Origin of the sequence: Achromobacter sp. D10, from assembly GCF_035282245.1 — a bacterium.
In the GTDB taxonomy this organism is placed as follows: domain Bacteria; phylum Pseudomonadota; class Gammaproteobacteria; order Burkholderiales; family Burkholderiaceae_B; genus Achromobacter; species Achromobacter insolitus.
Map to the genome: position 1 here is coordinate 469,231 of NZ_JAYJLE010000002.1, position 14,562 is coordinate 483,792.

The window sequence follows — 14,562 nt, forward strand, 5'->3', positions numbered from 1 at the left end:
AGCGGTAACGGGGCGCCGCCGCGACCTTGCGGGGACGCGGGCGGCGCCGGGTTGTCAGGGCTGGGCGGCGGGCCAGACCATCTTGTAGGACTTGGACGCCAGGTTTTCCGGCCATACGGTGCGGTACTGGCCCTCGGGCGTGATCTGCTGCATGACGTAGCGCTTCTGCGGATTCTGGCCCTTGGCGTCGATCACGATGTCGTAGCCCACCAGCTTGTTCAGGTCGGTGCCTTCCAGCTTGGTCTGGGCCAGGGCGTCGCGGATCGCCTCGGGTTCGGCCTTGCCCGCGCGCTCCAGCGCGTCCTTGATGACCCAGACGGCCGCGTAGGCGCTGACCGACAGCTCGTTGGGTTCGACCTTGTAGGCGGCGACGAAATCGTCCCAGAACTTCTTGGCGAACGGCGTGGTGATGGACGATTCGTAGCCCGCCCAGCCATTGGTGGTGTAGACATGGCTGGCGATGTCCTTGCCGACCAGCGGGATGAAGGTGCTGTCGATCTGGCCGGCCGCGCTGCCGACATAAGTCGAGCCGACCCGCATTTGAGCCAGCAGCTTGTGCAGCTGCACGGCGTCCGCGCCGTAGGAAGTCACGGTGACGACATCGGGCTTCTTGCCCTTGATCTTCAGTACCAGCGGCCGCAGGTCGGGCGAGTTGGGCGGGTAGCCCTCGTCGAGCACCAGGTCGATGCCGGCGGCCTTGAATTTGGCGCGCAGCGTGTTGGCCATGTCCTGGCCCCAGTCGGTGTTCTCGTAGACCATGGCGACGGTCTTGGCGGGCTTGCCGGTCGTCTTGCCCGCGTAGTCGATGAACTCGGCCATGCTCTCCGCGTTGCCCGAAGCCGGAATCTGCGTCGGACGGAACACGTACTTGAAGCCGCGCTCGGTGATGTCGGCCTTGGCGGCCAGGTCCACCACCCATGGCACGCGGTTCTTTTCCGCTACGGCGGTGGCGGGAAAGGTCACGCCGCTCTGGAAGGCGCCAAGCAGAACCGGCGTTTTCTCGCGCGTGATCAGGCGTTCGACTTCCGTCATGGCGACCTTGGCGTCGCCGCGGGTGTCGACTTCGACCAGTGCCAGCTGCGCGCCGCCCAGCGCCTTGATTCCACCTGTTTCATTGATGTGCTTGACGGCCAGATGGGTGGCGCGCGACATGTCTTTGCCGATCGAGGCGGTGGCGCTGCCCGACAACGGAATCAGGTAGCCGATCTTGACCGGGTCGGCGGCCAGGGAGGCGCCGTGGACCAACAGGGTCGCGCCGGCGGCGGCGAAGAGCCGCCACAGGACGGAGGGGCGCTGGGGGAAGTGCGTGTTCATGAGGATTTGTCTCCAGTGTTTTTTGTGATTGGTGTGCTGCGCTGGCTTCAATAAGGCGGGGGCGCGCCGATCGCGGCATGCGCCGCGCGCACCAACCGGTGCGCGCGGTTGTCGAGCAGCACCGTGCGGCCCATGCGGTTCATGGTGTAGGCAAAGGCGAGCCGCCGTTGCGGCCAGGCGAAGGCCAGCGATCCACCGGCGCCCGTGTGACCGTAGGCCTGCTCGCCGAAGCAGGCGCTGTCCAGGCCGAGCGCGCGGTTGTCCATCTGGCGCATGAAGCCGCTGGCATAGCGCGAGGGCACGCGCAGGCAGGCGTCGTCGTCCGTCCGCGCGGACAAGGCGGTAGCCGCGGCCAACGTGTCCTCGCGCAGCAGGCGCACGCCGTCGCGCGCACCGCCCAGCGCCAGCGTCCCGTACAGGCGCGCCAGGCTGCGCGCATTGCCGATGCCTCCTGCCGCGCACAGTCCGGCGGCGTGGCCTGCGCGGCTGTTGAAGCCGGACGGGCGCCAGCCGCCGGTGTTCTTGGCATACAGCGCAGTGGGGCTGTCGGGTTCGTCCTTGAGGGACTGCTCGAAGGGGCTTAGCGGCGCTTGCGGCGCGGGCGGGGGCACGATGGGCGCCACCCGCGCTTCCTCGCTGGCGGGCAAGCCGATCCAGAAGTCCAGGTCCAGCGGCTGCGCGATGTGGCGGCGGAAGAATTCGCCAGGCATGCAGCCGGCGAGCCTGCGCACCAGCTCGCCGACCAGCCAACCGTAGGTCAGGCCGTGGTAGGCCACGCGTTCGCCCGGTGCCCAGAAGGGCGCGGCGGCGGCCAGGCGGCCGGTCATGCCTTCCCAGTCGAACGCGGCATCCGCCGGCAAGGGGTCGCGCAGCGCGGGCAGCCCCGCGGTGTGATTGAGCAGCATGCGCGGGGTGGTGCCGCCCTTGCCCGCCGCCGCGTATTCCGGCCAGTAGCGGGCGACGGGCGCGTCCAGGTCCAGTTCGCCAGCCTCGGCCAGCATATGGGCGCATAGCGCCGTGGCCGGCTTGGTGTTGGAGAACACGATACAGACGGTGTCGCGTTGCCAGGGCTGGCTGTGGTCGGTATCGGCCCAGCCGGCCCATAGGTCGACCACCGGCCGCCCATCGACCTCGATGGCGACGGAGGCGCCCAGCTCGCCGCCGTCCAGGAAGTTGCGTGCGAAAGCCGCGCGCACTGCTTCAAACGCGGGATCACAGTAACCGTGGATGGTGACCGCGGCGTCGCGGGCCTGGGGCAAGGTAGCGGCGGCCATGTCAGCGCGTCAGCGGCGCGCGCGCGCCGTAGCCCAACAGGTAGCGCGCATCATTGGACAACCCGGCCGCAATGCCGTCGGCCAGCGTGCTGGTGAAATCGGCGAAGCCGCGCAGCCATGACACGTTGTAGTTGCAGAGGATTGCGCGGCGCTCGCGGTCGGTATGGTTCGGGCCCGAGCGGTGCCAAGTATTGGACAACCAGATGGCGACCGAACCGGCAGGGGCGGTGAGGGTGACCTCGCCGTCCAGCGGGCCGCTCCCCCAGGGCGGCGACTTGCGCAGCTTGTGGCTGCGCGGCATGACGCGGGTGGCCCCGTTGTCGGCAGTGAAGTCGTCCAGCATCCAGACGTTCTGCAGCGTCAGCGGAAATTCCGGCAGCGGTTCGGCGATCTGGCCCAGTGGCGCGTCCACGTGCCAGGCGCCGCCTCCGGTGCCCGGGCCGATGCTGGTGGCCTGGAAGTCGTGCAGATTGCAGTCCTGGCCCATCACGCTGCGCACCATGGGCAGCACCACCGGGTGCTCGATCAGCGGGATCATGTCGGGCGCCTTGTTCAGCAGATTCCAGACGCGTTGCGACTTGTCGTCGTCGAACAGGGTGGGCAAGTGCAGGAAGTTCTTCGACACTTTGTTAATGGGTACCGGCCAGCGCGTGTTCTCGTTGTCGCGGCGGTACTGGTGCACGCGCGCCACCATGCGCCGGGCCTCCATGTCGCTCACCGTGTAGTGGCGCTTATAGTAGGCCAGGATGTCGTCGTCGTCGTCATGCCGTTCGTCGTCCAGCGGGAACGGCTCGGCGCGCTCGGCGGCCATCAGGGCGGCCACGCGCGCGCGCGCCTGTTCCAGTTGCGCGGCGTCCAGCACGTTCTCGATGACGGCGTATCCCTCTTCGGCGAGCTGGTGTTGCAGCGCCTGCAGATCGAGTTGATTCATGTTCCTCCCCTTGTGTTGAATGTCACTGCGAAATCGGGCCGGGCGCGGCCACGGGGGGCAGCGCGCCGCGGGCGAGCTTGCCGATGCTGGTGCGCGGCAGGGCGTCCATCGCGCCGATCCGGCGCGGCACCTTGTAGGCCGCCAGGTGCGCGGTGCAGTGGGCTTGCAGGGCGGCCGCGTCCAGGCGTTGGCCGGGCGCGGCCGTCACCCAGGCATGCACCACCTGACCCAGCCTTTCGTCCGGCACGCCGAAGGCGGCGGCTTCGCCGACTTCAGGGCGCGACAACAGCACTTGCTCCACTTCCAGCGGATAGACCTTGAAGCCGCCGACATTGATGCAATCGTGCCGGCGGCCTTGCAGGTGGAGATAGCCTTCGTCGTCCAGCATTGCCACGTCGCCGGTATAGAACCAGCCCTCGCGCAATGCCTGCGCGGCATCCGGCGCCGGCTGCCGGTAGCCCGCCATCACGTGCGGGCCGCGCACGCGGATCTCGCCCGGCTGGCCCGGCGGCAGGACCCGGCCGCCGTGGTCCAGGTCCACCACCTGCAGTTCGCCGCCCGGCACGGGCAGGCCGACCGATCCGGGTTTGCGGGGAAGATGCATGGGATTGAACGCCAGGCAGGGGCCGGCCTCGCTCATGCCATAGCCTTCGTAGATGGGGCATCCGGCGCGTTGTTCGAAGCGCGCCAGGGTTTCGCGCGGCAGGGGCGCCGCGCCGGAGAAGCAGGCGCGCAGGCTGGCCAGGCGTTCCAGGCTCAGGGCCGGACTCAGCAGCAGATCGTGGAAGATCGCGGGCGCGCCCGGCAGCAGGGTGACGCCGTGAGTCGCAATGGCCTCGATGGTGCGGGCGGCGTCGAAGCGCCGCATCAACACCAGTTCGCCCCGCGCGTGCAGGCTCAGGTAGAGCGACATCGAGACCGCCGAAACATGGAACAACGGCATTACGCAGAGCACGACTTCACTGTTGCGTCGCGTTGGGAGCCAGGCTTCGCGTTGCGCGATGTTGTAGGCGATTTGCCGGTGCAGGATGTTCACGCCTTTGGGAAGCCCCGTCGTGCCGCCGGTGTATTGCAGCGTGGCCAGGTCCTCGTGCCGCGGCAGGTCGTCGGGCAGCGCGCAGGCTTGCGGCAGCATGGCGATCAGGCCCGCGCCGTTGCCTGTGCACAGAATGGCGCCGGCATCCAGTCCGGGGCACAGGGCGCCCAGGTCCAGCTTCACGCTGTCGTCATGCAGCAGCATGCGGGGCGCGGCGTCTTCCAGCATATAGGCCAGCTCGCGTTCGCGATAACCGGGATTCAGCGGGACCGCCTGCGCGCGCAGCGCATGTACCGCGAACGTGGCGACGGCAAGGTCCAGCGAGTTCTGCATCAGCAAGGCGACCCGGTCGCCGGGCCGGACCTGTTCGCCAAGGCGGCGCGCCAACGCCCCGGCCAGGCCGGCGTATTGCGCATAGCTCAGGCGCGTGCCCTCGAAGGACAAGGCTGGCAGATCGGGCGTTTCGCGGGCGGCGTCGCGCAGTAGGTGGACCACCGAGTCGGGGACGGCGGGCAAGACAGGGGCGCTCATGCTTTGCGCTCTGCGGCCTTGCGGGCGGCCTTGGCGTCGCTGGCCTGCCAGACCGTGGGCCGTCCCTCGCCGCCCAGCAGGGTGATGGGGTCGGCGTTGTCGATGTGGCCGTATTGCCCCTTGTAGATGCTGTAGCCGCACAGTTCCTGCAGACGGCGCGGGAACTGCCGCGCAAGGTCGGCGGGAATGCCCAGTTGCAGGTTTTCCTGCTGGCGCATCCAGCCTGCGCAGTAGTAGCACGACAGCGCATAGCGGCGCGCGCTGCTGTTGTTGGCGCCGCCTTTGTGCCACAGCGCGCTGTCGAACAGCATGACGCTGCCGGCCTTCATGGTGGCCTGCACGGTTTCTATGTCCTGCGCGCCATAGGGCGGCGATGCATCGTAGCGGTGGCTGCCAGGCACGATGTGGGTGGCGCCGTTGTCGGCCGTGAAGTCGCTCAGGGCCCAGATGGCGTTGACCGCCAGCGGCGGGCGGGGCCGGGGCAGCGCCAGCTGCTGAGTGTCTTCATGCAGGGGCTGGGCGCCTTGGCCAGGCGCCAGCGTCAGTGAACACAGCGAGGACAGCAGCAGTTCCCGGTCCAGCAGGCGTTCGGCCAGCGCCAGTACCTCGGGTTGCAGCGGCACGTCCCAGAATCGAGGGTCGTAGACCAGCAGGTTATTGATGCGCACCGTCTTGTGGCCCTCGAACGAGGTCTTGGCGTAGCCGAGGTTGTGTTCGGCTTCGATCCGTATCAGGGCTTCCTGCAACTGGCTGACCTGCTCGGGCGGGATGATCCCGGGCAGCACCACGAATCCGTCGCGTTCAAAGGCGGCGATCCGCTCGTCGAGCGGCTCGGGCGTGGACATCTTTTGTCTCCTGATGGGGGCCTGGATCAACGTCCGGCGATATAGGTCTGTGCGTATAATCGGCCGGTAGTCTTCGCCCTGCCAGCGCGTAGCGTCCACGGCAGTGGCGCAAAGCGTCCATCCCCACAGAAGATGGCGGCCCCGTCGGCATGATCCGGTACTCAAGATGAGCGCGCAGGCCTACCACCACACCACCGATGTCATAGCGCCGCAGGATCAGTTCGCGTATTGGCGCGATGCGATCTGCGATGCCTACGTGCCTCTCGAACCCGAGCGCGACGCCGCGCGCAGCTTCCGCGGCCAGATAGACGGCCTGCTGCTGCCAGACCTGCACGGCTCCACCATCACGGCGCAGTCCCATGTGGTCAGGTTGTCCGCCGCCGGCCTTTCGGCCCGCACGCAATCTCCTTTTTTCGCCAACCTGCTGTGCGCGGGAGAGGCGGTGGTGTCGCAGGGCGGTCGCGCCATGCGCGCGCGGGCGGGCGACGTCTACGTAGTGGATTGCGCGTCGCCCTGGGAAGTCGATTTCCGCACCGATTTCCGCATGTTCTGCATAGAAATCCCCGAAGGCCTGCTTCGGCCGCAACTGGGCCGCCGCGGGCGCCTGGCCACGCCAGTGCTGGACGGCGGTTCAGGGGCGGGGCGTGTGCTGGCCAGCTATATGCGCCTGGTCAGCGAATTGCCGGCGAACGAGCTGCAGCAGGTCCAGGCCTTGATGGTCAGGCATTGCAGCGACCTGCTGTCACGCACGCAGATCGACGGCGTGGATGCCGCCGCGCAGGTCGCCGAGCGGGTGCGGCACGAGGTCCTTGATCGCATACTGGCGCTGGTGCAGCGCCGTCTGGCCGACCGTGGCCTGACGCCGGTTTCGGCTAGCGAAGAACTCGGCATTTCCCGCAGCTATCTGTTCAAGATCCTGGCCGAGCACGGACTGAGCTTCAGCGCCCATGTGCGGCAGTGCCGCCTGGAAAAGTGCCGCCAGGCCATCGAAACCCAGCCGGGCCGATCCATTGCGGACATTGCCGCCAGCTGGGGATTCGAGGAAGTTTCCACGTTCAATCGGGCGTACCGCGCGCACTATGGCCGCTCGCCAGGCAGCGAGCGCGGCGGTGCGCCCTCACGGGCAGGGTAACGGGCATTACCACTTGCTCTGGCCCTGCGATTGCTGCATCTGCGGCGCGTTGGCCGGCCTGACCGTGTCCACGTACTTCCGGTAGGCCGCAACGTACTCGGGGCTATTGATGTCCGGGGTGCTGTCGCTATCCCAGCTTCTTTCGACGCCAGATTGCTTCCACGCGGCCAGGTCGCGTTCTACCTGGTCACGGCTGAGCTGGACGTCGGAGGGCGGAGCCGCGGTGGTGGGGGCGACGGCCGTTTGGGCGGCGGCGGGGCCGGACAGCAGGGCGAAGGCCGCCAGAACGACGGGAATCATGGCGCGGACGGTTAGGGCAGTTTTCATGAAATGCTCCTGATGACGTGAGTGACCGCAGCATTGGAAACCGGTGTCCATGGGGGCGTGCGGCTATGCCGCCCGACGCAGGGACAGCTGCGCAACCGGATTGGCGCATTGGTGTTCTTCTTGGGCAGGCCGGCTCGCGAGCGCACGCATGCCTGGCGCGGGGAAACGCCACCAGGTTTACGACTCGGGCCGGATGGGGCGTCCGGGCCTCATGCCTTCGTGCTCATCGTAGGACGCCCCTGGTGGGCGCCACATACTCAATATTGGGTACGTCATGCAGGCGTCGGCTGGGCGCCCCTATAGCAGCGAGGCCAGCCGAACCAGCTCGGATTGTCGGTTGCATTCCATCTTACTGAGCAGGGATGCAACCTGTTTTCGCACCGTCAGCACGGAGGCGTGGCGCAATGTCGCGACTTCCTCCACGCTGTGGCCCATGGCAAGTCCGGCCAGCACCGCGGCTTCCGCATGGGTGATGGCGAAGACGGACTCCAGCCGGTCCACATCCGGCTGCGCGAAGGCGCTCTTGCGCCGCATGCGCACCAGCAGCATGCGGTTGCCGATCAGGCTCAGCGCCTGCGGCGCCGCGCCGATGTCTACCCACGTCAATTCGCCCCATCCGGCTGCCGCCGCCAGCGACCGCGCCTTGCCGTCGCGCGAGACCGCCAGGCAATAGGCGTCGAACAGCGCCTGGATCTTGGCGTCTGGATGGCGCAGCTTGCCCCCGCGCACGTGCCAGCCGTGTCCATGGTCCAGGTAACGCATGGCGAGCGCGGACATTTTTTCGACCATTGCGTCGTGGCTGACCAGCAGGACGGCCTCGTCGACATCCGAGAGCGCGCTTTCGATGGTGGCCCATCCGATCGCGCGTGCCTTCTCCCGCTGCGCCAGTTGGCGTTGGAGCAGGCGGAAGTACTCGGCAAAGTCGCCGGATCGCAGGCGGTCGCTGGCCTTGCTGTCCACCTTCGCGCGTTGAAAGGCGATAGCAGCGCGCAACATGGCACTGGATTCGATCACCAGGCAAAGGACTTGCGCCATATGGTGCTTGAGCATGAAGTCCGTGTAGAACTCGGAACGCTGCAAGCGCCCGTGGTCGCACATCGTCGCGGTGTCCAGCCACGTGCCCACGGGAAGCAGCCGCGAGTCCTGTTCGACGATGTCGCAGCTGTAGTAGTGGTTCCGATAGTCCAGGGTGCCCTCTTCGGGGAAGCTCACGGAAGAGAGGTTGAGCAGTTTGTGGCTAGCGTCGAAGACGATCAGCGTGCCGCTGTCGGCGCCCACCATGTCGCGCGCGGTCAGGAGGATGTCATGCCAGGGCGGCTCGGGATCCGTCAGGTGGTCCAGGGCCTCGATCGCGCGCCGGACGGCAATCTGGTGTTCAGCCATTTCGTGCCTCCAACTCTGGTTCAGACGCAAACGCTGTCACGCATCACAGATCGTTGTAGAGGTGGCTCCTGCCAGATAGGGGGAGCGCTGCGCGGCCATGGTCTGCCGGCGCGAGGCGGCTGGGCGGCACAGAGGGCCGGCAGCCACCGCCCTGAAAAGAAATTATCCTCGCAAAATCCCGGGTCAGACCAAAAAAATGGCCGCCTGCCGGTGTCAGGCGGCCGACCCGCGGAAAATGGTGCGGATATACCGGGCCATGCTTACCAGCCCCCGTCGCAATACGGTCAGCGTTGGACGCTGCCGCCGCGAGGATGGATGGCCGCGCGCCACAAATCCAGGAAATGCCGCTGCTTGAGCGGATCCAGATACACCAGCAGGCCCACGCCCAGTCCCACGGGGCGCACGCCGGCCTGCGGGTTGGCCGAGGCGCTCACCGGCCGCATGCCGGACTGGCGGGCCACCATCTCCTGGCCACGGGCCGACAGCAGGTAGTCCAGGAACATCGCGCCCAGGTCCGCGCGCGGGGCCTGCCTGGGGATGATGGCCGAGCGCGACAGCATCAGCGTGTAATCCTGCGGATAGACGATGGCCAGCGGCGCGCCTTGGTCGATACGGTGCCGTGTATAGGATTCCAGCAGGTTGTAGGCCAGTGTGATCTCGCCGCGTTCGAGCTTGTCCAGCGCGTCTTCCGTGGAAGCATGGACCGCCACGCGGTTGCGACCCATTTCGGCCAGCAGCGCGCCGGCCATGCTGTCCAGGCGCGTGTCCTGCGTCGCAGCCAGGTAGCCGATGCCGCTGCCCTCGACGTCGTAGGTGGAGATGGCGCCAGCCAGCGGCTGGTCGGGTGCCTGGAGCAGGGAAAGCAGTTCACGCCGCGTGCGCGGCGCCCGTCCGGGTGCAAGCTTGCCGGTGTTGTAGACCATCACGATCGGATCGGTGCCGATGCTGAAGACCTCGTCGCGCCAGTTGGCCCAGGCGGGCAGCGCGCGGGTTTCGGGCGAGAGATGGAGTTGCGCGTAGCCGTCGTTGACCAGCTTGGTCTGCAGGTCCATGGCGCTGCTGATGATGATGTCGGGGCCGGTCTTGGACGCCGGGGCCTGCGTGGCGCGGGAGAGGGTGCCGGCATACAGCTCCTGCGTGGACAGTTCGGTGTATTCCAGGCGCAGGCCGGGGTTGAGGCTGCTGAAATCTTCCAGCACGCCGCGGAACACCTGCACGCTATTGGAGGCATGGACGACCAGCACGTTCTTGCTGCCGGCGGGACCCAGCGTCAGGCCTTCGGCGCTGGTTTCCGCGGCATGGCCGGCCAGGGCCGTCAGCAGGGCTGCCAAGGTCGTCAATAGGCGCAGGGATTTCAGGAAATCAATCTTCATGAGGATCGGCGGGCAGCGTGATCGCGGCCTCCAGGCCGCCGTTGACGCGGTTGCTCAGGGCAAGGCGGCCTTGATGGATGTCGACGACGCGCTTGATGATGGACAGGCCCAGGCCGGCGCCTGGCGAGCGCGGATTGGGGCCGCGCACGAAGCGCTCGAAGGCCGCGTTGGCCAGCGCCGGGGGAATGCCGGGCCCCTGGTCCGAAACGGAGACGCGCCATCCCCGGTCCTGTCGTTCCAGCCGTACGTCGATATGGCCGTCATCCGTGGCGCCGTGGCGCAGCGCATTGTCAATGAGGTTCTTGAAGGCTTCGCGCAGCATCAGGCTGTCGCCCAGCACGGTGGGGGGATTGCCGCCGGGCGCATGGGAGGGCAGATGCAGGCGCACGTCGGGTTGCGGATCCGCCTGCGGGACCGTGTCGTACACCGCCTGGCGCAGTAGTTCGGCCAGGTCCACGGGCTGGAAATGGCGCACGTTGCTGCGGTGGATGACGCTGGCGTCGCTTAACAACTGGTTGACCAGGCGCGAGAGTTTTTCGGCATTGCGCAGTACGGCCATCAGGCTGCGGCGCTGTTCGGCGGGATCGTCCTCGTCCAGCGCGATTTCCATCTGCGCGTGCAGCGCGGCCAGCGGCGTGCGCAACTGGTGCGCGGCCTCGGCAATGAAGAGGCGCAGGGTGTCCAGGTTATCCGACAGGCGCGCCATGAAGCCGTCCAGCGAGTGCACGAGGGTGTCGAGTTCCTCGGGTACCGGAGCGGCGATGGGGTGCAGGTCGGAGGCGCTGCGGGCGGCCAGCTCGCGTTCGATGCGACGGATGGGCGCCAGAGAGCGCAGCAAGCCCCAGTAGGCCAACGCCAGCGCAGCAGCGGTGAAGCCGATCAGCGCCAGGGTGCCTCGCCACAGAATGCTTTCTGCCAGCGCGTTGCGGGCTTCGCGGGTCTGGGCGACCTGGATCAGCGCGGTCTCGGCGTTGCGGGGACCGGCAATCTTGCGTTCCATCCAGGCGATGCGTACCGGCGCGCCCTGGTAGCGGGCGTCGTACAGGCGCGGGGAATAGGCGGCGCCGTCGTTGCCGCGTCCGGGCGGCGCGGGCAGATCGGCGTACCCGGAAATCAGCGCGCCGCCGGCATCGCCGACGCGGTAGAACACGCGATCGCGCGGGGCCTGCTCCAGCAGCGCCAGCGAGGCGTAGGGCATGTCCATGCGCCATTCCCCCTGCACCAGTTGCAGGCTGTCGGCGATGGACAGCGCCGAAGAACGCAGCAGCTGATCGTAGGTGGTGTCGGCAGTCTGCTGGGCGTAACCGCGTACCAGCAGATAGAGCGTGGCGAGGGCGGCGATGAAGAGCGCCAGCAGCATGGCCAGCAAGCGGCGCTTGATCGAGATGCGACCCTGCGCGGCGGCGGGGTGGGCGGGATCAGTCCCGGCGGATGCCGGGCGCGGTGGCGCTGTCGTGGTCATCGGTGGAGGTCAGGAGATAGCCGGTGCCGCGCTGCGTTTCGATGCGCAGCGGCGAGCCTTCGAGCTTGCGGCGCAGCCGGGCGATATAGACCTCGATGGCATTGGGCGCGGCATCGTCGTCGAAGGCGAACAGCTTGTTGGCGATTTCGGTCTTGCTGACGGCGCGGTTCATGCCGGCCAGCAGGATCTCCAGCAGGCTGTATTCGCGCTTGGGCAGTTCGATGCGCTGGCCGGCCAGCGTGACCTGGCGCGCGGCGCTGTCGATGACCAGTTCGCCAAAGCGCATGGTGCCGGCGGCCTGGGCGCTGGGTCGCCGCAGCAGGGCGCGGCAACGGGCTTCCAATTCGCGGAAATCGAAGGGCTTGGCCAGGTAGTCGTCGGCCCCGGTATCCAGGGCGTGGACGCGATCTTCGATGTCGATGCGGGCGGTCAGGGCCAGCACGGGGGTCTTGCTGCCGCGGTCGCGCAGCCGGTGCAGGACGTCGAAGCCCGACATGCGCGGCAGGCCGATGTCCAGGATGACGAGATCGAAGACTTCGTACTGCAGGACGCCGTCGGCGCTCAGGCCGTCGTTCTGGCAGTCGACCGCATGGCCGAGACGGCGCAGCCGGCGCACGAGTGCGTCGGCAAGGTCCGCGTCGTCTTCGATCACCAGTATGCGCATGGGGGCGATTGTCGCATGAGGGGGACGACCCCCACGCTGCACTCGCTGCGCTCGCGTCCAAAAACGACAGGTTGTCGACAGCTTTTATTTCTAGTCTTGCGGTCGCGCTCTTCCCCCGCCGGAGGCGCGGTTCACGCATAACAACGACTAGCCGGAGATAACCTTCATGCTTCTGACCCTGCTTGGCTTCGGCATGGTGATCACGTTCATGACGCTGATCATGACCAAGCGCCTGTCGCCGCTGGTGGCGCTCATCCTTGTCCCCATTATTTTTGCCTTGCTGGGCGGGTTCGGGTCGGGCATCGACAAGATGATGCTGGATGGCATCCGCAAGATTGCGCCCACGGGCGTGATGTTGATGTTCGCCATTCTGTACTTCGGCGTCATGATCGACGCGGGCCTGTTCGATCCCATCGTTGGCCGCATCCTGCGCGCGGTGAAAGGCGATCCGCTGAAGATCGTGGTGGGAACCACCGTGCTGGCGCTGGTGATTTCGCTGGATGGCGACGGTTCGACCACCTACATGATCGTGGTGGCGTCGATGCTGCCGCTGTACCGCCGCCTGAAGATGAATGCGCTGTCCATGACCTGTCTGGCGATGCTGGCCAGCGGGGTCATGAACCTGACGCCCTGGGGCGGCCCGACCGCGCGCGCCGCCAGCGCCTTGCACGTGGATGCGGGCGACATCTTCGTGCCGCTGGTCCCGGTGATGGGCGTGGCTATCGTGGCCATTCTGGTGCTGGCATTCTGCCTGGGCCTGCGCGAGCGTCGCCGGCTGGGCGTGCTTTCTTTGCCTGACGGCGCCTCGGTGCATGCGGGCTATGACGAGGACGGCCCCAAGAACCTGCCCGAGATCGAGGTCGACCAGGATCTGCGCCGCCCGAAGCTGTTGTGGGTAAACGCCGGCCTGACGCTGGCCCTGATGGTGAGCCTGGTGATGGGCGTGCTGCCGCTGCCCGTCCTGTTCATGATCGCCTTCGCGATCGCGCTGGTCATCAATTACCCCGACCTGGCGGAGCAACGCCGCCGCGTCGCGCAGCACGCGGGCAATGTGCTGTCGGTGGTGTCGTTGATTTTCGCGGCCGGGATCTTCACGGGCATCCTGTCGGGCACCGGCATGGTCGAGGCCATGTCGCGCAGCCTGCTGGCCGTGATCCCGGACGCCATGGGCCCCTATCTGGCCGGCATCACCGCGCTGGTCAGCCTGCCTTTCACTTTCTTCATGTCCAACGACGCCTTCTACTTCGGCGTCCTGCCCATCCTGAGCGAGGCGGCGCAGGGCTACGGCATTTCGCCGGTCGAGATGGCGCGCGCCTCCTTGGTCGGCCAGCCGGTGCATCTGCTGAGCCCGCTGGTGCCGTCGACCTATCTGCTGGTCGGCCTGGCCGGGGTGGATTTTGGCGACCACCAGCGTTATTCGCTGAAGTGGGCCACGATGGTCTGCCTGGTGATGCTGGCGGCCGCGCTGGCCTTCGGCCTGTTCCCGCTGGTTGGCCAAGTGGCCTGATCGGCGGCGCCTGACCGTCTATTTCAAAAGGGGAAGTTCATGGCTTTGCGCATTGCTTACGTCACCAGCGGAATGGGCCACACGGGCACCGCGATCTGCCAGGCCCTGCACCACGCGGGACATCGCGTGGTGGCGGGCTGCGGTCCGCGCTCCTCGCGCAAGGATCACTGGTTGAAGGAACAGAAGTCCCTGGGCTATGACTTCATCGCGTCCGAGGGCGATGCCACGGACTGGGCGTCGACCGAGGCCGCTTTTGCCAAGGTGCGGCGCGAAGTCGGCGAGATCGACGTGCTGGTGAACAATGCCGGCACCATGCTGGATATGCGGTTCCGGCAGATGAGCCATGCCGACTGGTCGGCGGTGCTGCGCAGCAATCTGGATACGCTGTTCAACACGACCAAGCAGGTCGTCGACAGCATGGCGGACCGAGGCTGGGGCCGCATCATCAATATCGGTTCGGTAGCGGCGGAGAAGGGCCAGATCGGCCAGATCAACTACGCCACCGCCAAGGGCGCGGTGATCGGCTTCACGCGTTCGCTGGCGCAGGAGGTCGCGGCGCGGGGCGTAACCGTCAACCTGGCGTCGCCGGGGTTCATTGCCGATGACACCGTGAAGGCGTTTCCGCCGGCGCTGCTGGACCGCATCGTCGAAAGCGTGCCGGTAGGCCGGTTGGGCACGGCCAAGGACCTGGCTGGCCTGTGCGCCTGGCTGGCGTCGGATGAGGCGGCGTTCGTTACGGGCGCGAACTACGCGATCAATGGCGGCGTGTACATGAGCTGAGGG

At 67.2% G+C, this 14,562-nt stretch carries 13 protein-coding genes; 3 read left to right on the forward strand and 10 right to left on the reverse strand.

Annotated elements, in window-relative coordinates:
• Positions 1–54: 54 nt before the first annotated feature.
• Genes VCS63_RS09040 through VCS63_RS09060 form a run of 5 tightly spaced genes read right to left on the reverse strand, consistent with a single transcriptional unit; the run spans position 55 to position 5,931 of the window.
• Entirely contained in the window at positions 55–1,314 is a 1,260-nt protein-coding gene (locus VCS63_RS09040) for an ABC transporter substrate-binding protein (protein WP_323879370.1), read from the reverse strand.
• Positions 1,315–1,361: 47 nt separating this feature from the next.
• A complete protein-coding gene (locus VCS63_RS09045; protein WP_323879372.1) occupies positions 1,362–2,588 on the reverse strand; it encodes a serine hydrolase domain-containing protein in 1,227 nt (408 codons plus the stop codon).
• A 1-nt stretch (position 2,589) separates the two neighbouring features.
• Positions 2,590–3,519 (reverse strand): phytanoyl-CoA dioxygenase family protein, encoded by a 930-nt coding sequence (locus tag VCS63_RS09050; RefSeq protein WP_063642094.1) that lies wholly within the window; start codon positions 3,517–3,519, stop codon positions 2,590–2,592.
• A gap of 22 nt (positions 3,520–3,541) precedes the next feature.
• On the reverse strand, positions 3,542–5,086 hold the full coding sequence (locus tag VCS63_RS09055; RefSeq protein ID WP_323879375.1) for a class I adenylate-forming enzyme family protein: 1,545 nt from the start codon (positions 5,084–5,086) through the stop codon (positions 3,542–3,544).
• Positions 5,083–5,931, reverse strand: a complete 849-nt coding sequence (locus tag VCS63_RS09060; RefSeq protein WP_063642092.1) for a phytanoyl-CoA dioxygenase family protein — start codon at positions 5,929–5,931, stop codon at positions 5,083–5,085. Before VCS63_RS09060 ends, VCS63_RS09055 begins: the two co-directional genes overlap by 4 nt.
• Positions 5,932–6,097: 166 nt before the next feature.
• On the opposite strand from VCS63_RS09060, the gene VCS63_RS09065 reads away from it, so the two are divergent.
• The gene (locus tag VCS63_RS09065; RefSeq protein ID WP_042796712.1) at positions 6,098–7,063 is read left to right on the forward strand and encodes a helix-turn-helix domain-containing protein; all 966 of its coding nucleotides are present in this window, start codon (positions 6,098–6,100) and stop codon (positions 7,061–7,063) included.
• A gap of 6 nt (positions 7,064–7,069) precedes the next feature.
• Here VCS63_RS09065 and VCS63_RS09070 read toward each other — a convergent pair whose 3' ends face one another.
• The 5 genes from VCS63_RS09070 to VCS63_RS09090 all read right to left on the reverse strand — a co-directional run bounded on the left by VCS63_RS09070 (position 7,070) and on the right by VCS63_RS09090 (position 12,272).
• Complete coding sequence (locus VCS63_RS09070; protein ID WP_042796713.1) at positions 7,070–7,390, reverse strand: hypothetical protein; 321 nt, start codon at positions 7,388–7,390, stop codon at positions 7,070–7,072.
• A gap of 297 nt (positions 7,391–7,687) precedes the next feature.
• The gene (locus tag VCS63_RS09075) at positions 7,688–8,773 is read right to left on the reverse strand and encodes a helix-turn-helix transcriptional regulator (protein ID WP_149065072.1); all 1,086 of its coding nucleotides are present in this window, start codon (positions 8,771–8,773) and stop codon (positions 7,688–7,690) included.
• A 284-nt stretch (positions 8,774–9,057) separates the two neighbouring features.
• The gene (locus VCS63_RS09080; RefSeq protein ID WP_323879378.1) at positions 9,058–10,146 is read right to left on the reverse strand and encodes an ABC transporter substrate-binding protein; all 1,089 of its coding nucleotides are present in this window, start codon (positions 10,144–10,146) and stop codon (positions 9,058–9,060) included.
• On the reverse strand, positions 10,136–11,608 hold the full coding sequence (locus tag VCS63_RS09085) for a sensor histidine kinase N-terminal domain-containing protein (protein ID WP_323879381.1): 1,473 nt from the start codon (positions 11,606–11,608) through the stop codon (positions 10,136–10,138). The genes VCS63_RS09080 and VCS63_RS09085 overlap by 11 nt, the downstream gene beginning before the upstream one ends.
• On the reverse strand, positions 11,565–12,272 hold the full coding sequence (locus tag VCS63_RS09090) for a response regulator transcription factor (protein WP_042796715.1): 708 nt from the start codon (positions 12,270–12,272) through the stop codon (positions 11,565–11,567). The genes VCS63_RS09085 and VCS63_RS09090 overlap by 44 nt, the downstream gene beginning before the upstream one ends.
• Before the next feature lie 166 nt (positions 12,273–12,438).
• On the opposite strand from VCS63_RS09090, the gene VCS63_RS09095 reads away from it, so the two are divergent.
• Together VCS63_RS09095 and VCS63_RS09100 are read left to right on the forward strand one after the other, a co-directional pair.
• Positions 12,439–13,779 (forward strand): CitMHS family transporter, encoded by a 1,341-nt coding sequence (locus VCS63_RS09095; RefSeq protein ID WP_063642089.1) that lies wholly within the window; start codon positions 12,439–12,441, stop codon positions 13,777–13,779.
• Positions 13,780–13,818: 39 nt separating this feature from the next.
• Complete coding sequence (locus tag VCS63_RS09100) at positions 13,819–14,559, forward strand: SDR family oxidoreductase (protein ID WP_042796717.1); 741 nt, start codon at positions 13,819–13,821, stop codon at positions 14,557–14,559.
• The last annotated feature ends 3 nt before the right edge of the window (positions 14,560–14,562 follow it).